21 protein-coding genes are annotated in these 21,722 nt (G+C 72.2%); 9 read left to right on the top strand and 12 right to left on the bottom strand.

The features are described 5' to 3' along the window. Nucleotides 1-63: 63 nt before the first annotated feature. The 8 genes from CFW40_RS28330 to CFW40_RS28295 form a co-directional block, all read right to left on the bottom strand. Nucleotides 64-1,050, bottom strand: a complete 987-nt coding sequence (locus CFW40_RS28330; protein ID WP_088800673.1) for a clavaminate synthase family protein — start codon at nt 1,048-1,050, stop codon at nt 64-66. A gap of 80 nt (nt 1,051-1,130) precedes the next feature. Beyond that, nucleotides 1,131-1,349: an MbtH family protein gene (locus tag CFW40_RS28325; RefSeq protein ID WP_088800672.1), complete on the bottom strand. Its 219-nt coding sequence runs from the start codon at nt 1,347-1,349 to the stop codon at nt 1,131-1,133. A 60-nt stretch (nt 1,350-1,409) separates the two neighbouring features. Beyond that, on the bottom strand, nt 1,410-2,426 hold the full coding sequence (gene sbnA / locus CFW40_RS28320; protein WP_088800671.1) for a 2,3-diaminopropionate biosynthesis protein SbnA: 1,017 nt from the start codon (nt 2,424-2,426) through the stop codon (nt 1,410-1,412). A 42-nt stretch (nt 2,427-2,468) separates the two neighbouring features. Further along, nucleotides 2,469-3,503: a 2,3-diaminopropionate biosynthesis protein SbnB gene (sbnB, locus tag CFW40_RS28315; protein WP_088800670.1), complete on the bottom strand. Its 1,035-nt coding sequence runs from the start codon at nt 3,501-3,503 to the stop codon at nt 2,469-2,471. 33 nt (nt 3,504-3,536) lie between these two features. Further along, entirely contained in the window at nt 3,537-4,559 is a 1,023-nt protein-coding gene (locus tag CFW40_RS28310; RefSeq protein ID WP_088800669.1) for a TauD/TfdA family dioxygenase, read from the bottom strand. Nucleotides 4,560-4,673: 114 nt separating this feature from the next. Further along, on the bottom strand, nt 4,674-7,229 hold the full coding sequence (locus CFW40_RS28305) for an amino acid adenylation domain-containing protein (protein ID WP_256331248.1): 2,556 nt from the start codon (nt 7,227-7,229) through the stop codon (nt 4,674-4,676). A gap of 222 nt (nt 7,230-7,451) precedes the next feature. Then, nucleotides 7,452-8,111 (bottom strand): response regulator transcription factor, encoded by a 660-nt coding sequence (locus CFW40_RS28300; protein ID WP_088800667.1) that lies wholly within the window; start codon nt 8,109-8,111, stop codon nt 7,452-7,454. Next, nucleotides 8,108-9,445, bottom strand: a complete 1,338-nt coding sequence (locus tag CFW40_RS28295; protein WP_256331249.1) for a histidine kinase — start codon at nt 9,443-9,445, stop codon at nt 8,108-8,110. Before CFW40_RS28295 ends, CFW40_RS28300 begins: the two co-directional genes overlap by 4 nt. Nucleotides 9,446-9,680: 235 nt before the next feature. On the opposite strand from CFW40_RS28295, the gene CFW40_RS37275 reads away from it, so the two are divergent. The 7 genes from CFW40_RS37275 to CFW40_RS28265 all read left to right on the top strand — a co-directional run bounded on the left by CFW40_RS37275 (nt 9,681) and on the right by CFW40_RS28265 (nt 14,380). Further along, a complete protein-coding gene (locus CFW40_RS37275; protein WP_176956365.1) occupies nt 9,681-9,857 on the top strand; it encodes a hypothetical protein in 177 nt (58 codons plus the stop codon). After that, nucleotides 9,854-10,345, top strand: coding sequence for a monovalent cation/H+ antiporter complex subunit F (locus CFW40_RS28290; protein WP_088800665.1), 492 nt, complete (start codon nt 9,854-9,856; stop codon nt 10,343-10,345). The genes CFW40_RS37275 and CFW40_RS28290 overlap by 4 nt, the downstream gene beginning before the upstream one ends. Beyond that, the gene (locus CFW40_RS28285; RefSeq protein ID WP_088800664.1) at nt 10,338-10,607 is read left to right on the top strand and encodes a DUF4040 domain-containing protein; all 270 of its coding nucleotides are present in this window, start codon (nt 10,338-10,340) and stop codon (nt 10,605-10,607) included. The genes CFW40_RS28290 and CFW40_RS28285 overlap by 8 nt, the downstream gene beginning before the upstream one ends. Next, the gene (locus tag CFW40_RS28280) at nt 10,604-11,362 is read left to right on the top strand and encodes an MnhB domain-containing protein (RefSeq protein ID WP_088800663.1); all 759 of its coding nucleotides are present in this window, start codon (nt 10,604-10,606) and stop codon (nt 11,360-11,362) included. Before CFW40_RS28285 ends, CFW40_RS28280 begins: the two co-directional genes overlap by 4 nt. Further along, a complete protein-coding gene (locus tag CFW40_RS28275) occupies nt 11,359-11,706 on the top strand; it encodes a sodium:proton antiporter (RefSeq protein WP_088800662.1) in 348 nt (115 codons plus the stop codon). Before CFW40_RS28280 ends, CFW40_RS28275 begins: the two co-directional genes overlap by 4 nt. Continuing rightward, entirely contained in the window at nt 11,703-13,508 is a 1,806-nt protein-coding gene (locus CFW40_RS28270; RefSeq protein WP_088800661.1) for a complex I subunit 5 family protein, read from the top strand. The genes CFW40_RS28275 and CFW40_RS28270 overlap by 4 nt, the downstream gene beginning before the upstream one ends. Nucleotides 13,509-13,939: 431 nt before the next feature. Further along, on the top strand, nt 13,940-14,380 hold the full coding sequence (locus CFW40_RS28265) for a hypothetical protein (RefSeq protein WP_088800660.1): 441 nt from the start codon (nt 13,940-13,942) through the stop codon (nt 14,378-14,380). A 168-nt stretch (nt 14,381-14,548) separates the two neighbouring features. Here CFW40_RS28265 and CFW40_RS28260 read toward each other — a convergent pair whose 3' ends face one another. The 4 genes from CFW40_RS28260 to CFW40_RS28245 form a co-directional block, all read right to left on the bottom strand. Further along, nucleotides 14,549-16,132, bottom strand: coding sequence for an FMN-binding glutamate synthase family protein (locus CFW40_RS28260; RefSeq protein WP_088800659.1), 1,584 nt, complete (start codon nt 16,130-16,132; stop codon nt 14,549-14,551). A 45-nt stretch (nt 16,133-16,177) separates the two neighbouring features. Continuing rightward, nucleotides 16,178-18,001: a thiamine pyrophosphate-requiring protein gene (locus CFW40_RS28255; RefSeq protein WP_088800658.1), complete on the bottom strand. Its 1,824-nt coding sequence runs from the start codon at nt 17,999-18,001 to the stop codon at nt 16,178-16,180. A gap of 161 nt (nt 18,002-18,162) precedes the next feature. Beyond that, on the bottom strand, nt 18,163-19,365 hold the full coding sequence (locus CFW40_RS28250; protein WP_088800657.1) for an aromatic acid exporter family protein: 1,203 nt from the start codon (nt 19,363-19,365) through the stop codon (nt 18,163-18,165). Between the two features lie 119 nt (nt 19,366-19,484). Continuing rightward, nucleotides 19,485-19,883 (bottom strand): VOC family protein, encoded by a 399-nt coding sequence (locus tag CFW40_RS28245; RefSeq protein ID WP_088800656.1) that lies wholly within the window; start codon nt 19,881-19,883, stop codon nt 19,485-19,487. Between the two features lie 121 nt (nt 19,884-20,004). On the opposite strand from CFW40_RS28245, the gene CFW40_RS28240 reads away from it, so the two are divergent. Together CFW40_RS28240 and CFW40_RS28235 are read left to right on the top strand one after the other, a co-directional pair. Further along, on the top strand, nt 20,005-21,123 hold the full coding sequence (locus CFW40_RS28240; RefSeq protein WP_088800655.1) for a YafY family protein: 1,119 nt from the start codon (nt 20,005-20,007) through the stop codon (nt 21,121-21,123). 160 nt (nt 21,124-21,283) lie between these two features. After that, nucleotides 21,284-21,679: an SH3 domain-containing protein gene (locus tag CFW40_RS28235; RefSeq protein ID WP_088800654.1), complete on the top strand. Its 396-nt coding sequence runs from the start codon at nt 21,284-21,286 to the stop codon at nt 21,677-21,679. Nucleotides 21,680-21,722: the final 43 nt, after the last annotated feature.

The raw sequence follows: 21,722 nt of genomic DNA, 5'->3' as shown, positions 1-21,722 counted from the left end.
CCGGCCGCCTGCCGCCTGCCGCTCGCGGCGGGCGGCAGCCGGCGGGCGGTGCCGGGCGGCTGCTCAGTCGAGGACGTAGCCGTCCTGCACCCGCAGGCCGCGGGAGCGGCGCAGGTCGTTGAGGACGAAGGTGCGCTGCAGCCAGCGGTCCTTGCCGTCGTAGCGCGGGATGAAGGCCGAACGGCCGTGCGTGGTGATGCGGTTGTCGACGATCGCCAGGTCGCCGGGGGCGAGCACGGTGCTCAGGGAGGTCCGGTCGAACGCGTCCTGGAGTTCGGCCATCGCCTGGGCCGCGCGCGGGGTGAGCGGTTCGGTGGCGGCGAAGTCGACGCACAGGTCGGGGTCGTCGGGCGCGCCGGTCAGGACCGGCTGCGGCTCGGTGTGCCCGCCGTCCGAGCCGCCGAAGGACGGCGGCGGGGCGGTACGGAACTCCGCGCTGCGCAGGACCTCCTGGGTCTGCTCGCTCAGCAGCGGCAGTGCCGGCCGGATGCCCGCGGTGCGCAGCCCGGCGACCCTTTCGTGGTCGGCGCGCAGGCACAGCAGCATGACGTAGTCGGGCCGGTGCGGGTGGAAGGCGTTCTCGGTGTGGAAGGTCAGCAGGACCGAGCCGGCATTGCCCTGGAAGTCCTCCTTGCCGGGGACCGGGACCACGTCCTGGACCAGCGCGCCGGTCTTCTCCGGGCGGAACGCGGCGGGGTCGCCGAGTCCGCAGGCGACCATCATCAGGACCGCCGCGGAGATGCTGGCCTCCTGCTGCACCGAGTGGGCGGTGGACGGGGTCGCGGGCAGGGTCGCGCCGCCCACGGGCAGGCCGCGGATCAGCAGGACGCCGGTGGGGCCGGAGTCCCTGCGGAACTCACCCAGTGGCGCGCGCAGCCCGGAGGGCAGCTCGTTCCACTCCCTGCGGGCGGCGGCGACCCACTCGTGGCTGTCGACCTTGCCGTCCGCGGCCCCGCGCAGCCGTCGGGCGACCACATCGGTCTGCGTGGCGTCGTCGCCCGCTATCGTCACGACCGTCGCCTGTGCGCCGGTCTCCAGTACCACAGTCATCGAGCTTCACCTTCTGGTGGAACGTGTATGTGTACGGGCCCCGACGGCTGCCGTCGCGGGCCGGCGGCGGCGTAGCGCGGTCAGCCGGTGCCCTCCATGGCGCGGACCAGGCTCAGCGGGCGCATGTCGGTCCACTGCTCGGAGATGAAGGCGAGGATTTCCTCGCGGCTGCCCTCCTCGCGGGCGGCGCGCCAGCCGGCCGGCACATCGGCGAAGACGGGCCACAGGGAGTACTGCCCCTCGTCGTTGATGAGGGCGAGGTAGCGGGCGTCGTTGTCCTCGAACGGGTTGGTGCTCATTGTCGTGCGCCTCTTTCCGGGTTCTTGTGGTGCTCGGCTGTCGCGGGGCGGGCGGCCCGGCTAGGACAGCGAGGTCAACGGGAGGGATGCGGGCTCGGCATCGGCGACAGCATCGGCCTCGGCATCGAGCACGCCGGGGCCGTAGACGCCCTGCGCCCAGTTGGTGAGATAGACGGTGTCCAGGTAGCGCTCCCCCAGGTCGGGGGCGATCGCCACGGCTTCGCGCCGCTCGCCGCCGGCCTGCCCGGCCAGCCAGCGGGCGGCACCGCTGACCACCGTTCCGGTGGAGCCGCCGAACAGGAAGCCGCGGGCGGCGAGCCGGTGGCACATGCGGAGGGTGTCGGGCTCGGGCACCATCACCACGTCGTCGATGAAGGACTCGTCCAGCAGCGGCGGGCGCACTCCGGTGCCCAGGCCCGGGATCATGCGGGGGGCCGGCGGGTGGCCGAAGGTGACCGAGCCGACGCTGTCCACGGCGACCACGCGGACGGCGGGGCGGTGCTCCTTGAACCAGCGGGCGCAGCCCATCAGCGTTCCGGTGGTGCCGGCGCCGACGAACAGGACGTCCAGGCCGGGGTGGCTGCGGGCGACGGCGGGCGCGGTGTGGCGGTGGTGGGCCTGCCAGTTGGCGTGGTTGGTGTACTGGTTGAGCCAGACGTACCGCTCGTCCTGCTCGCACAGCGCCTGGACGTGTGCGATGCGCGCGGCCAGGAATCCGCCCTCGTGTGCCGGTTCGGTGACGGTGTGCACCACGGCGCCGAAGGCCTCCATCAGCCGTTTGGAGGCGAGGTTGCAGCGCGAGTCGGTGACACAGACGAGGCCGTATCCCTTGCTGGCCGCGATGACGCTGAGGGCGACGCCCAGGTTCCCGGAGGAGGACTCCACCAGGATCGATCCGGGGGTGAGCGCTCCCGACTCCTCCGCGGCCTCCACCATGGCGACGGCGGCCTTCTGCTTGACGGAGCCGGTGAAGTTGAACCCCTCGCACTTCAGGTGCAGCGGGATGCCGAGCACCGCGTCGAGGTCGACGTACAGGTCTTCCTCGTTGAACTCGTGGGGGGCCGAAATGATCGGCACGAGACCTCCCTGCCTGGCCGGGCGTTGATGCGGTGGACTGCGTCAGCCGTAGCGCTGCATCTCATGGAAGAAGTCGTCGACGACGTTCAGCTGCCCCAGCGCGCGGACCGCGTCGTAGACGTGCTTGCCGAGTGCGAGATCGAGGACGCCCAGGCCGAAGGGGGAGAAGAACACCGGGCGGTCGGCGGCCGGGCTCAGCTTCCCGGTCAGCACGTCGTGGAGCGTGCCGTGGACGAAGTCGCGGTGGCCCAGCTGCTGTTCGGCCAGGTGGAGAGAGGTGTTGGCCTTCAGGCAGTGCTCGACGTCGTCGACGATGTTGGTGCCGGTCAGCACGACCTCGGGCGCGAGGTCGCGCAACGAGACGTGCAGCACCAGCGGGTTGTGGGCGAACAGGCCCGGGTCGGTGATGTGCGGGGTGCCGGCGATGGTGGCGAAGACGACCAGGTCCGAGGAGCGGATCAGGTCCTCGGGGGTGTCGTGGACGGTGATGCTGCCGGTCTCACCGGACTGGTCGAGGTACGCGGTGAAACCGGCCGCGTGCTCGGCGGACAGGTCGTGCACGCCGACCTCGTCGAAGGTCCAGCCGGTCTCGCGCAGCAGGCGGTGGATGAAGCGGGCGATGAGGCCGACGCCGAAGAAGCCGATCCGGGCCGGGCGGGTGCGGGTGGCGCCGATCCGGTCGGCGGCCAGCGCGGCGGAGGCGGCGGTGCGCACCGCGCTGATGATGGAGCTCTCCAGACAGGCGAACGGGTAGCCGGTCTCGTGGTCGTTGAGGATGAGGACGGCGGACGCCCGGGGGATGCCGGCCGCCACGTTCTCCGGGAAGCTGGAGATCCACTTCACTCCGTCGGTGCGCACCCGGCCGCCGATGGAGGCGGGCAGCGCGATGATGCGCGAGGAGGGCTTCTCGGGGAAGCGCAGGAAGTACGAGGGCGGGTTGACGGTGTCGCCCTCACCGTGCAGGCGGTAGGCGGTCTCGATCAGGTCCACCACCTCCTGGCCGCGGCCGTCGAGAACCTGGCTGACCTGTGAGCCGGGTATCACCGCAAAGGAGGGCGCCGGGTGCTGCTGGGACATGAAGAACTCCGTGGAGAAGTGCGGGGTGGACGGTCAGACGGCCGTGGGGCGGGCGGGTACGTCGGTGCGTACGTGGCCGGTGAGGCGCACCGGGTCGCCGAAGAGCGCCACGACCTCGCGGTCGCCCTGGTACGCCTCGCGGCTGTGCGCCATTCGCAGGTTGTCGACGACCAGCAGGTCGCCGGTCTGCCAGGGTTCCCGTGACGTGGCCGCGGTGTAGGCGGCGTTGATGGTCTCGATGACGTCCTCGGTGATGGCCTCGCCGTCGCCGAAGCGGGTGTTGAAGGGCAGCGCGCCGGGACCGTAGAAGGAGGTCAGGTACTCCCGGACGGCCGGGTCCAGGGTCAGCTCGTTGAGGAACGCGATCTGGTTGAACCACAGGCGCTCGCCGGTGACGGGGTGGGCCACCACCGCGGCCCGCCGCTGGCGGGTGCGCAGCGCGCCGTCCGCCAGCCACTCGTGCGCGATGGCGTGTCCTGCGCAGTACGCGTCCGCCTCGGCACGGTCCTCGGAGCCGAAGGCTTCGAGCCGGCTGACGCCCACCTCGCGGTAGTCGCGGTCCAGCAGCCAGCCCTCGCGCTCGAAGCGCTCGACGAGGCCGGCGGGCAGGGTGCGCAGCAGCGTCCGGGCGTCGGCGACCGCGGTGGCGCCGCCGGAGGCGGGCGCGGTCAGGCAGCCGAAGAGGGCGAGCGAGGGCACCTCGACGGCGTAGCTCAACTCGTGGTGCATGCACATCGGTTCGTCGGCCGGCCACTGGGAGGCGGAGTAGACGCCGTCGCCGTGGTCGGTGCGGCTGGTGAAGCCCTCGCGCTCGGTCATCGCCGTCACACCGAGCCACCGCGCGGCCCGCGCCAGGTCCGCGGGGGCGTTCAGGCCGAGGCCCCGTACGAGCAGGGCGCCGTGCCGGGCGACCAGGTCCCTGACCGCCGGGCCGGACAGCGTCTCGAAGTCCGCGCCGGGGACCTCCAGCAGGGGGGTGCGCCCTGCGTCGAGGGTCGGCTCGCGGCCGTCGGGGAGTGCCGCGCCGGCCGTGGTGCCGTCGGTCGTGACCGTCATCGGGTTGCCTTTCTGGGCGGTGTGGCGGCGTACGGGCGGGCCGGCCGGTACGCAGGAGGAGGAGGTGGGTCCGGCCGCCGGGGCCGGTCAGGGAGGGGCGGACGCCCGCCGGCGTCAGACGGCCGGGGCGGCCTCGGCGGCCCGCTCGTCCAGCAGGGCGGCGAGGTCGGCGAGCACCGGCCGGCTCATCAGCTCCGCGGGGGTCACCGTGCGGTCCAGGGCGACCGCGAGCCGCAGCATGGCCAGCGACGTGCCGCCGGCCTCGAAGAAGTGGGTGTCCCGGCCGATGGTGTCGGCGGGGAGCTTGAGGGCGGCCGCCCACAGTGCGGCGAGCGTGCGCTCGTGGTCCGTGCGGGGTGGCTGGAACTCCCCTTCCACTGCCCCGAGTTCATCTGCCGTACGGGCCAGCGCCTTGCGGTCGATCTTGCCGTTGGCGGTGAGCGGCAGGACGGGCAGATAGTGGATGCGGCCGGGGACCATGTACGCGGGCAGGGCGGCGCCCAGCTCCTTGCCGACGGTCTGCGCAGGCAGCTCCTGGGCGGCGGAGTAGAAGGCCACCAGCTGCTTGTGCTCGCCCTCGCCGGTGATGACGACGGCGCTGTCGCGCACCCCGGACACCCGCAGCAGCTGGTTCTCCACCTCGCCGATCTCGATACGGAAGCCGCTGATCTTCACCTGGGCGTCGCGGCGGCCCAGGAACTCCAGCCGCCCGTCCGGCAGCCAGCGGCCGAAGTCCCCGGAGCGGTACATCCGGGCGCCGGGCCGGTACGGGTCGGGGACGAACGCGGCGCGGGTGCGCTCCTCGTCGTTGACGTAGCCGCGGCCCACGCAGACACCGGAGAAGACGATCTCGCCGGACGAGCCGAGCGGCACCGGACGCAGCAGTTCGTCGACGACGTAGATCCGCACGCCGGGGATCGGACGGCCCAGCGGCACCGACGCCTGCTCGGGCACTGCGCGCATGACTTCGTGGTTGGTGTCGTCGGAGGTCTCGGTCAAGCCGTAGGCGTTGGCCAGTGCGACGTCGGGGAAGGTGGCGAACCAGCGTGCCACCAGGTCCTTCTTCAGGGCCTCGCCGGTCGCCGAGACGCAGCGCAGGTGGGGCAGTTCGCGGGGGTGGCGCTCCAGTTCGGTCAGCACCACCTCCAGGTAGGAGGGGACGACCTGGACGACCTCGACGCGGGCGCGCTCCAGCGTCTCGACGAAGCGCGCCACGTCCAGGACGGCGGCCTGCTCGATGATGCGGGTGCGGCCGCCGACGGCGAGGGCGGCGACCAGCTGCCACAGCGAGATGTCGAAGCACTGCGGTGCGCTCTGCGCCACCACCCCGCCCTCGCGGACCCCGAAGTCCTCGATCTTGGCGAGGAGGTGGTTGAGGAACCCGGCGTGCTCGCACAGCGCGCCCTTGGGCTTGCCGGTGGAACCGGAGGTGAAGTAGATGTACGCGCCCTGCGAGGCGGCGACGGGCAGCTGGGGATCGGTGTCCGGGTGGTCAGCGGCGAGCACGTCGTCGAGGTGGTACGCGACGGCGCCGGGGGCGGCGCGCAGCGCCTCGGGCAGCCCGGCGCAGGCCTCGCGTTCGGCGAGTACGTGGCGGCACTCGCTGCGGGTGAGCATGTCGGCGATCCGGCCCGCGGGGAAGTGCGGCTCCACCGGGAGGTAGACACCGCCCGCCTTCAGGACGCCGAGCACGGCCGCGAGCCATTCCAGGTTGCGCTCGCTGACCACGGCGACGGCGTTCTCGTCGCGCAGGCCCCGGGCGCGCAGCGCGTGGGCGATGCGGTTGGCGCGGGCGTTGAGCTCGCGGTAGGTCCAGGAGCGTTCGCCCTGTTCGGCGGCGATGTCCTGCGGACGCAGCCGGACCTGTTCCTCGAAGAGCTGGTGGACCCGGCGGTCGGGCAGCTCGCGCCGGGGGCCGGCCAGCCCGTCGAGCTGGTGGGCTGTCTCCGCTGCGGAGACCGGGCTCCATGTGTGGTGGTCCGCCTCGGGCCGGCGGGTGAGCGTGTCCAGGGCGGCCAGCAGATAGCCGGAGATCCGCCCGGCCTGGTCGGCGTCGAGCGCGCGGGGGCGATGGCCGAGGACGAGTTCCGGCTGCGGACCGGTCGTGTCCAGGCCCACCGCGAGCACGGTCTCGGGGGCCAGGTCGTCCGCGCGCGGGGCCCGGCCCGCGACCACGAGTGTGTCGAAGAGGGCGGGGGCGCCGGCGGTCTCGGCGCGCAGTTCCGCAAGGGCCGCGGCCGGCCGGCCGGTCACCGCCGCGGCGGCGCGGGCGGCGGTGTGCAGCAGGTCCCGCCACGGGCCGTCGGCCACCGGCACCGGGCAGGGCAGCGCCTGCGGCGCCGGGCCGTCGGCGCCCAGGTAGCCGACCACGACGGCGGAGTCGGAGGTCAGCGCCGCCAGCACCCGTGCGCAGGCGGCCAGGAGCACGGCGGGGGGGTCCGTGGCGAGGTCGTCCGCCAGCCGCCGCACCGCCTGTGCGGTCGCGGCCGACAGGGCCGTCCGGTGTTCGGCGACGACGCCCGGCGCGGTGTGCTCGCCGGACCACCGGGGTACGGGCGTATAGCTGCCCTCGGCGAGCACGCGCTGCCAGAATTCCCGGTCCGTCACCGGGTCGGCAGTCGTGTGCCACTGTGCGGGCCGGCTGTGCTGCCCGTCCTGCCGAACCTTCACTCGCGTTACCTTCCATCGCGAACGTCCGTCCGGACGCTCTTCAGCATCTGTGCAATGGCCGGTAACGACGCTAGGACGCCGCATTATTGGCGAGATATCGCTTCGCAACCCCGGGGTTATCGCCCCGCCCGGCGCTGTGCGCACGGGACGCACAACCGCCGCCGGGGACCCCGCGGGGCCCGTCGGAGGCGCCCTGCCCCGGCGCCGGGGGGGGCGGGGCGCTCACTCCCCGGCGACCACCAGCCCCGCTTCGTACGCGTACACCGCCGCCTGTGTACGGTCGCGCAGCCGCAGCTTGACCAGGATGCGCCCGACGTGGGTCTTCACGGTCTGTTCGGCGATGACCAGCTGCTCGGCGAGCTCGGCGTTGGACAGTCCCTGGGCGATCAGGCACAGCACCTGTGTCTCCCGCTCGGTCAGATCCGCCACCCGGTCCCGGCGGGGCGCGCGGGGTGCGCCCCGCTTGGAGAACTCCTCGATCAGGCGCTTGGTGACGGTCGGGGCGAGCAGGGCACCGCCGGTGGCGATGGTGCGTACGGCGGCGGCGAGTTCGTGGGCCGAGGAGGTCTTGAGCAGGAAGCCGCTGGCCCCGGCGCGCAGTGCCTCGTACACATACTCGTCCAGATCGAAGGTCGTGAGCATCAGGATCTTGGTGAGGCTGCCGCTTTCGGTGATGCGGCGGGTGGCCTCCAGGCCGTCGAGCTCCGGCATCCGGATGTCCATCAGCGCGACGTCCGGGGCGTGTTCGGCCACCTGACGGACCGCTTCCGCGCCGTTGTCCGCCTCCCCCACGACCTCGATGTCCGGCTGCGCGTTGAGCAGGACCGCGAAGCTCCCCCGGATCATCGCCTGGTCGTCGGCGATCAGCACGCGAATCGTCATGAGTCCTCACTCCGGCCGGTGGGCAGCACGGCCCGTACCTCGAACCATCCGTCCCTCATGCGCCCCACATGCAGGGTGCCGCCGAGCATGGAGGCCCGCTCGCGCATGCCGAGGACACCGTGTCCGTTGCCGCTCTGGCGCCGCGCGGTGGCGGCGACCGGGCTGTTGGTCACCTGCACCCCGAGTTCCGCCTCCCCGTAGGTCAGCTCCACCCGGACCTGTGCGCCCGGTGCGTGGCGCAGCACATTGCTCAACGCTTCCTGGGTGATACGGAACGCCGAGAGTTCGACATGCGGGGGCAGGGCCCGCGGGGTGCCGGCTATGTCCGTTTCGACGGTCAGCCCGGCCGCCCGTACGTTGCCGACCAGTTCACCGAGGTCGTCCAGGGTCGGCTGCGGCACATACTTCCCGTCCTCGCCGCGCGCACCGGGGTCGTCGGACCGCATCATGCCCAGGACGTGGCGGAGTTCGGTCAGGGCGGCCAGCGCATTGTGCCGGATGCTGCCGAAGCTCTCGCGCATCGCCTCCGGCGGATCGGCGACGAGGTACGGCGCGGCCTCCGCCTGCACGGCGACGACGGACATGTGGTGCGCCACGACATCGTGCAGTTCCCGTGCGATGCGGGCCCGTTCCTCCAGCAGCGTGCGGCGGAACCGCTCGATCTCGGTGAGCTTTTCCTGCCGTCGCAGCTGCCGCTGGGCTTCCCTGCGTCCGCGCACGGCGGCCAGCAGCAGCAGTCCGACGCCGGACAGTATCCCGAACGCGTACAGCCCCTGCCCCGCTCCCGCGGGCCGCAGCACCACCGCGAGCGCTCCGCCGACGAGCAGGGTCAGCAGCCACTGGGTGACGAACAGCCGGGCGCTGACCCGCCAGGCGACGATGAGCGTCACGGCCAGGTGCGCCAGGAACCCCGGCTCCGTCCACGGCCAGGGCGTGTCCCTGGCGGGCGGGGCCCCCAGCGCCACCAGCAACAGCGGGAACGGCACCATGGCCACCAGCGACAGCCACCAGGCGGCCACCGGCCGGGCCAGGCTCAGCGGTACGGACGCCGCCTGGAGGCAGGCGAGCAGCACCGGCACCGGCCACGGCATCTGCAGCCGCTCGGCGACCACGTCCGCTCCCGGCACGACGAGGTAGAGCGTGAACAGCCCCGCGAGGACGAGCGGGAGCTGGCGGACCGCCCGGTTGCGCGCCCGGTGGAGAGTCGGCAGCGGCCGTGGGGAGAGATCCAGGAGCTCCCCCTGTAGGGGACGAACGGTGGACGCCCACCACTGCTGCACTCCGTGCGCCCGCACACTCGATGGTCGCCGCGCACTGTCCGGATCGCTTCTCACGCACGCCATGGTAGAGCCGTGCCGAGGACGCCCGGAGTTTGATCGAGGCGGGAGCGCGCGGGTGGTCAAGGGGTTACTGTCGCCGGCTACGGTCCGGGGCCGTCGCCGGCGGCGGGCCCGGTGCCGGCCTGCCGCACCCCCGACGGAGGTAATCCGCGGCGCGGTGACGGGGTCTCCGGGCCGGCGCATGTGAGCCTGTGGGCCGGGTAACCGGTCGGCGGGAGGTGCGTACACGGTGGCGCGACGGCTGGTGACGGGGGCCGAACTGCTCCTGTGGTGGGCGGCGTTGACGCTGCTGTGGATGGTGCTGATCGGCCCCGTGGACACCCTGGAGTGGCTGGTCGGAGCCGGTGCCGGACTGATCGCGGCGGCCGTCGCGTGCCGCGCCCGGCGAGCCGCGGGTGCCCGGTGAACGCCTGGACGGCCGCGGGCGCCGCCCTACTGCTCTGCATGGTGGCGCCGGCCGCGTGGGCCGCGGCGAGCGGCCCGGTCCGCCGCCGAGTGCCCGCACAGAACCTGACCGGCACCCTGCTGTGCCTGGTCTTCCTCCTGCTGGCCCAGGGCTTTTGCCGCACGGCCTACATCGACACGGCCTTGGTGCTCGCGGTGCTCGGACCGGCCGGGACCCTGCTCTATGTACGGCTGCTCGCCGGCCAGTTGGCAAACCGGCCGCCGCGGCCGGGGGCGCTGCGTGCGGTGACGGCCCTGAACTACCTGGCGGTGCCGGCGGTGCTGCTGCCCCTGTGCCTCGTCACCGGCCCCGGCCGGGCCCTGGGGAAACTCCTGGTCATCGGGGCCCTGTTGGTGCTCGGCAGCCGGGGCACCACCCGCGCGGTGCACGCCGCCGCCACGGCCGGACCCCGGCCCGGCGCCCCCACGGAGGGACCACACGATGGCTGACGAGCTGCCCCTGCTGCTCGGCCTGCTGCTGGTGGCCGCGGCCGGGACCGGGACCGTGCTCGTACGCGACCCCGTACGACAGTCCTTTGTGATGTCGCTGTTCGGCCTGGCGCTCGCCACGCTGTTCCTGCTGCTGCAGGCGCCCGATGTCGCGCTCTCCCAGCTCGCGGTCGGCTCCGTGCTGACGCCGCTGATGGTGCTGCTGACCGTACGCACGGTGCGCCGCAAGGCCCGCGGCGAGCGCCGGGAGGAGTCCGGGTGAGCACACGGATGCGCCTGTGGGTGCTGATCGCCGGGGGCCTGGGGACAGCCGTGCTGTACCTGCTGGCCTGTCGCGCTCTGCCCGCGTTCGGCGGGGCGTGGCACCCCTACGGTGGCCGGGCGGTGGACGCCGCCCTCGCCCGGCACACCGCCAACACCGTTTCCTCGGTCAACTTCGACCAGCGGGCACTGGACACCCTCGGCGAGGAATCCATCCTCTTCGGCTCCGTCCTGGGCACCGTGGTGCTGCTGCGGCAGACCCGGGAGGAGGACCGGCGGCCGCCGCGGCCGGTCCGGGTGGCCCCGCAGGTGCGCCGTTACGCGCTGCTCGCCCTGCCGGTCACCCTGCTCATCGGGCTGTACGTCGTCGCCCACGGCCAGCTCAGCCCCGGCGGCGGCTTCCAGGGCGGGGTGGTGGTGGCGACCTCCCTGCACCTGCTCTACATCGCCGTGGACTACCGGGCGCTGGAGCGGATCCGCCCGGTCGGCCGGTACGAGGTGGCGGACGCCGCGGGCGAGGCCGGATACCTCCTGCTGGGTGCCGCCGCGCTGCTGACCGGTGCGGCCTTCCTGACCAACTTCCTGCCCCGGGGCACCTTCAACACCCTCGCCTCCGGCGGCACCGTCCCCCTGCTCAATGCCGCGATCGGGGTGGAGGTGGCGGCCGGTGTCGTGGTCCTGCTGGCGCGCTTCCTGGACCAGGCGGTGGAGATCGAAGAGGAACCACGGGACACCGGGGCGGAGGGTACGGCGTGAACGTACTGCCGTATGTGCTGGCGGGGTGGCTGTTCCTGATCGGCTGCTACGGGCTGGCCACCAGCCGCAACCTCATTCACGCGGTGGGCTGCCTCGCGGTCTGCCAGGCCTCGACGTATGTGCTGCTGCTCGCCATCGGCTACCGCAAGGGCGGCACCGCGCCGGTCTTCTCCGATATCGCCCCTGGCTCGCGCCCGGTCGTGGACCCCGTCGTCCAGGCCCTCACCCTCACCGACATCGTCATCGGGGCGACCGTCACCGCGCTGCTGCTCTCCCTGGTGATCCAGATCGCCAAGCGGCACCGGACGGTGGATCCCGACGAGCTCTCGGAGCTGCGGGGGTGACCGCCGCGCGGAGTCTGCCGCTGATCGTGGCCGTGTTGATGTTCGGCGCCGCGGTGCTGGTGGGAGCGGGGCGGCGGCTGCCGCGGTACGCCGCCGAGGTGCTGGCCCTGTCGTTCGCCGCGGGGGCCGCGGCCCTGGCCCTGTTCGCCGCGGCCGCCACCCCGTGGTCCCAGGCGCTGCCCGTCGAGTGGGTGGGGGGCTGGCAGCCGCACCACGGAGTGAGCGTGGGCATCGTGCTGGTCGGCGACCGGATCGGCCTCGGGCTCGCCACACTGGTCTCGCTGCTGGTGCTGGCCTCGCTCGCCTACGCCTGGCGGTACTTCGACGAACCCCCGCACCGCCATGCCGGCTCCTTCCCCGCACTCGTGCTGCTCTTCCAGGCGGGCATGTGCGGCTTCGTCCTGACCGGCGACCTCTTCAACGCCTTCGTCTTCTTCGAGTTGATGAGCGTGGTCGCGTACGCCCTGACCGGCTACCGGGTCGAGGAGGCACGCGCCGTCCAGGGCGGCCTGGTGTTCGGGATCGTCAACTCCCTGGGCGCGTACGCCATGTTGTCGGGCATCGCCCTGCTCTACGCCCGGACCGGCGAACTGGGCCTCGCCCAGATCGGCCGGGCGCTCGACGCGCGGGCCGGTGACGGTCCGGACGCGCTGGTGATCGCCGCCTTCGTCCTCATCACCACCGGACTGCTCGTCAAGGCCGCCGCGGTGCCGTTCCACTTCTGGCTCGCCGACGCGCACGCGGTGGCGCCGACTCCGGTGTGCATGCTCCTGTCGGGGGTGATGGTCGAACTGGGCGTGTACGGGACGGCCCGGGTCTACTGGACCGTCTTCGCCGGCCCCGGCGGCATCCCGGCTCCGGACGTGCACCGGGCGCTGCTGACCCTGGGTGCCGTGACGGCCCTGCTGGGATCGGTGATGTGCTGGCAGCAGCGCCACCTCAAGCGCCTGCTCGCCTACTCCACGGTGGCGCACACCGGGCTGTTCCTGGCCGGCCTCGCGCAGCTGGGCCCGGAGGGGAGCGGCGGTGTCGCCGTGTATGTGCTGGCGCACGCCGGCGTCAAGGCGGCGCTGTTCGCCTGTACGGGAATCCTGCTGGACCGCTACGGCAGCGTCGACGAGCACCAACTACACGGCAGGGGACGGGAGTTGCCCTGGGTGGGTGGCATGTTCGCCCTGGGCGGGGCGGCCCTTGCCGGGCTGCCCCCGTTCGGCACCGCGCTGGGCAAGGCGGTCACCGAGGAGGCCGCGGGAGGCTGGGTGACCGCGCTGTTCGTCCTGGCCTCGGCGGTCACCGGCGGCGCCGTGCTACGGGCCGGGGCACGGGTGTTCCTCGGTCTCGGTAGCCGTCCGCCCGACGCCCCGGAAGAGACCACGGGCAAGGCGGAGGAACCGGAGACCCGCGGCGGGCACCTGACCCGCATCCCGGAATCCATGCTCGCGGTCCCGGCGCTCCTGCTCGCCGGGGCGCTGGCGATCGGACTCGTGCCCGGCCTGCGCACCGGCGTGGGGCACGCCGCGGATTCCTTCACCGACCACCGTGCCTACCTCTCGGCCGTTCTGTACGGCCGGCCGGCGCAGCCCGCGACCGCTCCCGCGCCGCACTGGACGGCAGCGGGCGTGCTGTGGGGCCTGCTGTCCACCGCCCTGGCCGCGGCGCTCGCGGTTTGGGCCGTACGGCGGCCGGCCGGCGAACCGGCACGCTGGTTCACCCCACTGCGGCGGCTGCACTCCGGTCATGTGGGCGACTATGTCGCCTGGTTCCTGGCGGGCGTGGCCCTCCTGGGAGCACTGGTCGTCTGAGAGCCGCCGGCTCCTCGGTCCGCGGGCCGGGAACGGTGTCGCTGCGTACCTCACCTCGCGCCTTCCGTGCCAGGTCAGGGCCCTCCTCGCCGCTCCCCGTGTGCCCCTGCACGGCGGTCCGCACCGGCGCCGTCTCCAGGCGCCCCCGGTTCCCCTGCGATGCCCGGAGCCGTGCCGCGGGCCGGGCCCCGATGCCCTGGTCGGCCCTCCCGTGTCGCGCGCGCGGTCGTTTCGGCGTGAAGTGGAGAGGGCGCCCGGCCGTGGAGGTGCCGCAGGCCGGGCAGCAGAACCACGACGGCCGCTCCCGCGGGAACGCCTCAGGGCCCCATGGGGAGCGTCGCAAGGCCCCCGGCGGCTCACCCGGCCCACCGGGCCCGTCATCCGCGGCACCGTGAGCCAATGCCCTGACAGAGAGAACGGCCAGGACAGCAATGCACGACAACAGCGGCGAACCGACGGCCACACCGCATCCGAGGGTGTGCGACCTGTGCGGCACGGCCATCCACCGGACCTCGCAGGTCTCCGGCCGGGTGCGCGACTCCTCCTGGATCCACCCGTACGACTCGGAGCAGGACGGTGACAGGCTCCTGGCAGCCTGCAGCCCCGGCCATCTCGACCAGCTCCGGCAGCGCTACCGCCGGCGGCCGTTCGTCAAAGAGGAACTCTGGGCGGGAAAGATCGACCGCGCCCTGCGCGCCCAGCCCGACCTCGACGAGGAAGAGCTCGCCGATGTGACGGGGCTGAACTTCATCCAGATCGAACACGCCCTCACCTGGGAGAGCGAACGCTTCCTGGAGGAACGGGCCGCAGGAGGCGGTCACGAGGGGCCGGACGGCGGCTCCGGCAGACCGGACACCCAGGGGCTGCACTGACACCGGGATCTTCGGATCCCGGGTTCACCGTGTCCGGTCCTGGCGGCCGGAGGCGGGGCGGGACTCGATCCCGTTTCCCGGGGAGCGCGTACCCGGCGCACCGGCAGGCAAGCACGGGCTCACCCAGACGGAGAGGGGCGACGGGCGACGCGGCACGACGGGGCTTCGTCAGATCGTGAAGCGGTCGGGGTCGGCCGCCTCCCAGTCCGCCCGCCAGTCCTGCGGAGGGTCCGCCAGGAGCCGGCCGGGGGCGAGCCAGTCGTAGAGCTCCGCGTAGGAACGGACGGTGTGGGGATCGAGCCGGCGGCGCAGTTGGTGGGGAGCCAGTCCGGCGGCGTCCCGTACACCCATGGCGGCCATGATCTGCAGGGCGCTGCGGACGGTGGCCTCCTGGTAGCGCCGGACCCGTGCGGATTTGTCCGCCACGTCCAGTGCCCGGGCCCGCCGCGGGTCCTGGGTGGTCACGCCGACCGGGCAGGTGTTGGTGTGGCACCGCTGGGCCTGGATGCACCCGACGGCGAACATCATCGCGCGGGCGGCGTTGGTGTAGTCGGCGCCTTGGAGCAGCCGTTTGACCAGGTCGCTGCCGGTAGCCACCTTGCCGCTGGCCCCGATCTTGATGCGGTCCCGCAGCCCCGTGCCGACCAGGGCGTTGTGGACGGTGATCAGGCCCTCCGTGAGCGGGCTTCCCAGGTGGTCCGCGAACTCCAGCGGAGCGGCCCCGGTGCCGCCCTCGGCGCCGTCGACGACGATGAAGTCCGGCGTGACGTCCTCTTCGAGCATCGCCTTGCAGACCGCGAGAAACTGCTGGCGCGAGCCGACGCACAGCTTGAACCCCGCCGGTTTGCCGCCGGCCAGGTCCCGCATCCGGGCGAGGAACCGGACCAGCTCTCGTGGGGTGCCAAATACCCGGTGATAGGGCGGGGAGATGACGGTCCGCCCTTCGGGCACCTCGCGCACCCGGGCGATCTCGGCATTGACCTTGCCTCCCGGGAGCACTCCCCCGATGCCGGGCTTGGCCCCTTGGGAAAGCTTCAGAGAAACGCACTTCACGTGCGGATGAGCTGCTTTGGCGGCGAACTCCCGCTCGTCGAATGCGCCGTCCGCCGTCCGGCATCCGAAGTACCCCGTGCCGATCTCCCAGATCAGGTCCCCGCCGTGGCGCAGATGGTATTCCGAGAGGCCGCCTTCGCCCGTGTCGTGAGCGAAGGCGCCCTCGGCCGCTCCGCGGTTGAGGGCGAGGATCGCGCGGGACGAGAGCGAACCGAAGCTCATCGCGGAGACATTGAGCAGTGCCATGTCATAGGGCCGCGTGCAGCCGGGTCCGCCGACCCGGACCACCGGGGCCTGCTCGGGCACCGGCCGCGGGACCATGGAGGGCACCAGGAATTCCGCACCGGGCTCATAGACCTCGCGTTCGGTGCCGAATGCCTCTTCGGCCTCGGTGCCCTTGGCCCGCTGATAGACGATGCTGCGTACGTCGCGGTCGTAGGGGCGGCCGTCGGTATTGCGCTCGACGAAGTACTGCTGCAACTCCGGGCGGACGGACTCCAGCAGGTAGCGCAGATGCCCCAGCACCGGATAGTTGCGCAGCACCGAGTGCCGGCGCTGCAGCAGGTCCCACACCCCGGTCGCCACCAACAACAGCAGCACGCCCGCCGGCAGCCACCACCAGACGGACACCACCGATGCCAGGACCACCGACGCCGTCGCGGCGAGGAGGACGGTCGCGAGGAATATCAGCCGGTACATAGCGAGCTGACCGCTCTTCCTTTCGAGTTCCCGTGGGTCTGGCCGCTACGCGTCGTCCTGCCCCGCGGGCCGGCCGTCCCTGTGGTGGTGACCGGGCAGCATTTCCTGGATCTTGGCCTTGATCCCCTGGCGGATCATGCCGCCGCGGTCGCTGTCGCCCTTGACGATGGCGGCTGCCGTGGCCTCGATCTGGTCGAGTTCGGCGTGCGGGGGGATCGGCGGTACGGCCGGATCGGTACGGAAGTCGAGCACGAACGGCCGGTCGGCGGCCAGGGCCGTGCGCCATGCCCCTTCGACCTCGCCGGGCTTCTCCACCCGGGCTCCCCCGAGTCCGATGGAGCGGGCGAAATCGGCGTAGGGCACGTCCGGCAGCGCCTGTGAGGGCAGGAACTGCGGGGCACCCGACATGGACCGCATCTCCCATGTCACCTGGTTGAGGTCCAGGTTGTTGAGCACCGCGATGACCAGCCGGGGGTCCTCCCAGCCCGGCCAGTATTTGGCGGCGGTGATGAGTTCGGCCATGCCGTTCATCTGCATGGCGCCGTCGCCGACGATCGCCAGAGCGGGCCGCTCGGGGTGGGCGAACTTGGCGCCGATGACGTACGGCACGCCCGGCCCCATGGTCGCGAGGGTGCCGGAGAGGGAACCGCGCATCGTGCCGCGCATGCGCAGGTGCCGCGCGTACCAGTTGGCGGCCGAGCCGGAGTCGGCGGCCAGGATGACGTCGTCCGGCAGGAGGGCGTCCAGGGCGTGCACGACGTATTCGGGATTGATCGGTTCCGCGTCCACCGCGGCACGCCCCTCCATCACCTCCCACCAGCGGGCCGTGTCCTTCTCGATCTTCTTCCGCCATGCTCCGTGCTTTTTGTGGGTGAGCTGCGGCAGCAGTGCCTTGAGGGTCGCGCGTGCGTCCCCGACGAGATTGACCTCGAAGGGATAGCGCAGGCCCACCATGTGCGGGTCGATGTCGATCTGGACGGCGCGGGCCTTGCCGAACTCCGGCAGGAACTGGGAGTAGGGGAAGCTGGAGCCCACCACCAGCAGGGTGTCGCAGTCCCGCATCAGCTCATAGGAGGGGCGGGTGCCGAGCAGGCCGATCGCACCGGTCACATACGGCAGTTCGTCGGACAGCGCGTCCTTGCCCAGGAGGGCCTTGGCCACCCCGGCGCCGAGGACATCGGCCAGTTCCTCGACCTCGGCCCGGGCGCCACGCGCGCCCTGACCGATCAACACGGCCACCTTCTTCCCGGAGTTCAGCACCTCGGCGGCCCTGGTGAGGTCGTCCTCCGCCGGGACGGGCGCGTAAGAGGCGACCCCGAGGCTGGAAGGGACCATCTTGAAGGCATGCGTGGGCGGGCTGTAGTCCAGCTCCTGCACATCGGCGGGAAGGATCACCGCGGTCACGGTCCGCCGCGCGTACGCGGTGCGCAGGGCACGGTCGAGGACGTTGGGCAGCTGCTCGGGGACGGTGACCGTCTCACAGAAGTCGGAGGCGACGTCCTTGTAGAGGCTCATCAGGTCGACTTCTTGCTGGTAGGAGCCGCCCATCGCGCTGCGGTGCGTCTGTCCGACGATCGCCACCACCGGCACGTGGTCGAGCTTCGCGTCGTAGAGGCCGTTGAGGAGATGGATCGCACCGGGTCCGGACGTCGCCGCGCACACCCCGGCCTTGCCGGAGAACTTCGCGTATCCGACGGCCTCGAACGCGGCCATCTCCTCGTGCCGCGCCTGGACGAACACCGGCTTGTTGTCCGCGCGTTCCCAGGCGGCGAGCAGCCCGTTGATGCCGTCACCGGCGTAGGCGAAGACGTGTTCGACGCCCCATTCACGCAGCCGTCGCAGGACGTAATCAGAAACCTTGACCGACACGCGTCTTCCTTTCCCAGTGCTCTACGGGGGCCGACCACTCCAGCGGTCTCGTCGACGTAGAAGCGTGTGCCCCGCGACGGCCGCGGTACCCGGACCGGCGGGCGAAGTGGAGTGGAAGAGGCCGTAGGGCCCCGGGCCGTGGGAGCCCGGCGCGACCGCCGTCAGTGGTCCACGTGGTGCTGGAGTACGTCACAGGTGTACTGGAACTCCTCCATGAGGCGGGTCGCCTCGATGACCAGTACGCCGTGGGGGCGGGCCGGGTCGGCGAGCGGCAGGCCGTCACGCTCGGCCTGTTCGGTCACGCGCCGGCGGCACTGCTGGGCCCGGTCCGCCAGCCGGCACAGCTGCGGAGCCTGGTCGTTCAGCTTGTCCTCGTCGAGCCCGGCCAGGACCTCGGTGATCTCGGAGACGGAGGCCAGGAAGTCGGCGTAGCACTCCAGGAAGGACCGGGAGCGGGGGCTGCTCCCGTCCTCGCTCCACCGGTCCAGGCTCCGCGTCAGGGACCCCATTTGGTACAGCACGCGCTCCAACGCCGCCAGCACCGCGTCGTACCCCGCGAAGCCGGTACGCCCGCGGTGGCGGCCAAGCAGCCGGCGCGGGTTGTAGCGCAGGCTCTCCTGCGCGGTGTGCAGGCCTGCCCTCGCCTGGGTGACCAGCCCTTCCGTCCGCTGGGCCCGGCCCCGCCACTGTCCGGTGCGCTCCTTGTCGACCTCCTGTGCGCGCAGCGCCGGGTGCATATCGCCGACCAGGTCGCACAGCGCACGGGCCAGGGTGTGGATACCGTGCTCGGCGCTGCGGTAGCGCAGGGGTGGCACCACGGCGACATTGACCAGGATGCCGATTCCGCAGCCGATGAGGACCAGCAGGATGATCTGCCCGAGCTGGGTGACCTTCTCCAGGTCCGAGGTGGCGGAGACATAGGTGGAGAAGGCGAAGAACGCCGCGGTGGCCACCTGGGAGCCTTGCGCGCCGAGCGCCGGCCACCGGCCGAGGGTGAGCGCCACCAACGCCACCAACGCGAAGGTCAGCAGCTCGGGACCGCCGAGGAAGCCCAGGGCCGCCTGCACCGCGACGCCCACCGCGACGGCGGCCACATAGCGGGAGGACTGCAGCAGTGACTGGTACACGGTCACCTGCATGATCAGCACCGCGGAGAACGGTGCAAAGGCCGGCGACTGTGCGTTCAGGACGTAGAAGGAGACGACCCAGGCGAGCGTGGCGGCCACGGTGCTCTTGCCGACCAGCAGCACGGTGTGACGCTCGTACCCCTCCGAGCCCAGGGCCCGCCGCCACCACTGCTCCGTCCTGGAGAGCCGGCCTTGTCCGGCCGGCTCCTTCCGCCGCTCGACGACGCCATCGGCCACGCCAGTCCTCCGCTTCCTCAAGGGTTTGTCCTGTCCGGCATCTTCGGTCTGCCCGGTACCCGCCCCGTGCGGTGCTATCCACGCCCGGCCGCGTGGTGGACGACTCCTGAGGGCTGCCCTCAGCGGGCTTGCCTGCGCACGGCCTCGGGGGTGACGGGCGTGAAGAGGTTGATCAGATTCCCGTCGGGGTCCCGGAAGAGGAGCGAGCGGTTGCCCCACGGCATCGTCGTCGGCTTCTGGACGAACTCATCGCAGAGGGACGTCAGACGCGCGTACTCCGCGTCGACGTCGGCGACGCGGAACTCGATGATCACCGTGCGGTTGGCGGCCGGCCGGGCACTGCCGGCACCGAACAGCGCCACCGTGCGCTCGCCGGCGAGCGCGAGCGTGCCCGACTCCGTCACGAGCTCGGCGAACTCGGGGGTCGACCAGGTCGCCGGAACGCCGGTGACCTGTTCGTAGAACGCGACGAGGCGAGCGACGTCATGGGTGATCACACGGAGCGAAACCAGGTTCATCAGGGGACTTCCTGCCAGAAGGGACGCGCCTGTCGGAAGAGACGCGGGATGAAGGAACGCCTCGAACGCTAGAACCCATACCGGACAGAACCCGCCCGGTATATGCAGCAGACTTGCCGAAGTGACCACATCGACCACTCGGGTGCTCGCCCTGCTGGAGATCCTGCAAGGGGGCGGCACCCTCACCGTCCCCGACCTGGCCGCCCGCCTCGGCGTCGACGAACGCACCGTCCGCCGCTACGCCGGCCACCTGCTGGACCTCGGTGTGCCCGTCTACTCGGTGCGTGGCCGCTACGGCGGCTACCGGCTCGCCCCGGGCTATCGGATGCCCCCGCTGATGCTCACCGAGGACGAGGCCCTGGCCGTTCTGCTCGGCCTTCTGGCCGCACAGCGGGCCGGGCTGGTCACCACGTCCGCCGCAGCGAGCGAGAGCGCCGCGGCAAAACTGCGGCGCGTCCTGCCCAAGGCCCTGGGGCGACGGCTGGCGGCACTGCCGGCGACGGCCGATTTCACCGCGCGGCCCCGCCCCGCCGCCGCACCGGAAGCGGGCGTGCTGCTGGGACTTGCCGAGGCCGCACTCCATCAGCGGCCGGTGGCGATCACCTACACCGACCGGAAGGGCCGCGGCAGTGAGCGCACCGTCCTCCCCTACGGCCTGGTGGCGCACTCCGGGCGCTGGTACCTGACCGGCGCGGACCCGGCCGCCGGAGAGGGGGAGGTGCGCACCTTCCGGCTGGACCGGATCACCGCCGCCACCGTGCGGCCCGGCTCGTTCACCGTCCCGCCGGCCTTCGACCCGGTGACCACGGTCCTGGACAGCCTCGCGCAGACCCCCTGGACACACACGGTGTCGCTGCGCGTCCACGACAGCGTCCAGCACCTCCGCCGCCATCTCCCGGCCGACATCGCCACCCTGTCCACGATCCCGGTGACGACGGCACCCGACGGCACCGACCCTGCCGAGACCGACCCTGCCGACGCCGACCAGGCCGCCGTCGGCCGGGCCCACCCCGGCAGCCCGTCCCGCCCGGCACCGGCCGACGAACCCACCGGATGGGTCCGCGTCCGGATCCGGGCCGAACGACTGGACTGGATTCCTCCCGTACTGGCCGCTCTGGACCGCCCGTTCGTCATCGAACACCCCGCGGAACTGCGCACCCTTGTACAGGAGCTGGCCCACCGCCTCGGCGCTCACGCCGCCGCCGGCCAGGAGCGTCCGCCCGGTCCTGAGGCCGGCTGACGGGCCGGGGCGCCACTACTGCCGGCGGCCGCAGGGCGGGCCGGCGCGTTCCACTTTCTCCCTGGGACGGCTGGGACACATCATCGGCCGACTCGTCGGAAACGCTGAGCGACGCAGGGTCACGCTCCGGTGAACCTGCAGATCTCCCGAGGAGAATCCGATGATTCGACGCATGATGCGCAGCGGTGTGGTCACCGCGGTTGCCGCCCTCGCCATGGTCCCCTCGGTGGCGTTCGCCGACTCCTGTCCGCACCCCGCCTCCGGCCGGTACTCCGCGCAGCAGGACACGGCGACGACGAGGACCACTCATGCGTACGGCCGCGTGGTGACCCCGAACGACGCGCGTCTGAACGTCCGTTCGGGACCGGACACCGCCTACCGCGTGGTCGGCACCGTACGCGCCGGCCGGGTGCGGGCCCTCGCGTGCAAGACCCGCGGCGGCTCGGTGCGGGGAAACCACCGCTGGTACCGGCTCACGCACCACCGGGGCTTTGTCTCCGCCCACTACGTCCACGCCTCCCGCGCGGTCCCGTGGTGCCGGGTCCTCGGCAGCTGACGCCGCCATCCGCGGTGACACCGCAATGACCGCCGGCTGCCTG

The sequence above is a fragment of the Streptomyces sp. 2114.4 genome, from assembly GCF_900187385.1.
Classification (GTDB): domain Bacteria; phylum Actinomycetota; class Actinomycetes; order Streptomycetales; family Streptomycetaceae; genus Streptomyces; species Streptomyces mooreae.
This window is presented reverse-complemented; position numbering and strand designations above follow the sequence as displayed.

What these genes read in the sequence shown, in the direction of transcription:
- CFW40_RS28330 (WP_088800673.1), bottom strand. Translation starts at nt 1,050, where the DNA reads ATGACTGTGGTACTGGAGACCGGCGCACAGGCGACGGTCGTGACGATA.
- CFW40_RS28325 (WP_088800672.1), bottom strand. Translation starts at nt 1,349, where the DNA reads ATGAGCACCAACCCGTTCGAGGACAACGACGCCCGCTACCTCGCCCTC.
- sbnB (WP_088800670.1), bottom strand. Translation starts at nt 3,503, where the DNA reads ATGTCCCAGCAGCACCCGGCGCCCTCCTTTGCGGTGATACCCGGCTCA.
- CFW40_RS28310 (WP_088800669.1), bottom strand. Translation starts at nt 4,559, where the DNA reads ATGACGGTCACGACCGACGGCACCACGGCCGGCGCGGCACTCCCCGAC.
- CFW40_RS28300 (WP_088800667.1), bottom strand. Translation starts at nt 8,111, where the DNA reads ATGACGATTCGCGTGCTGATCGCCGACGACCAGGCGATGATCCGGGGG.
- CFW40_RS28285 (WP_088800664.1), top strand. Translation starts at nt 10,338, where the DNA reads ATGGCTGACGAGCTGCCCCTGCTGCTCGGCCTGCTGCTGGTGGCCGCG.
- CFW40_RS28265 (WP_088800660.1), top strand. Translation starts at nt 13,940, where the DNA reads ATGCACGACAACAGCGGCGAACCGACGGCCACACCGCATCCGAGGGTG.
- CFW40_RS28260 (WP_088800659.1), bottom strand. Translation starts at nt 16,132, where the DNA reads ATGTACCGGCTGATATTCCTCGCGACCGTCCTCCTCGCCGCGACGGCG.
- CFW40_RS28245 (WP_088800656.1), bottom strand. Translation starts at nt 19,883, where the DNA reads ATGAACCTGGTTTCGCTCCGTGTGATCACCCATGACGTCGCTCGCCTC.
- CFW40_RS28235 (WP_088800654.1), top strand. Translation starts at nt 21,284, where the DNA reads ATGATTCGACGCATGATGCGCAGCGGTGTGGTCACCGCGGTTGCCGCC.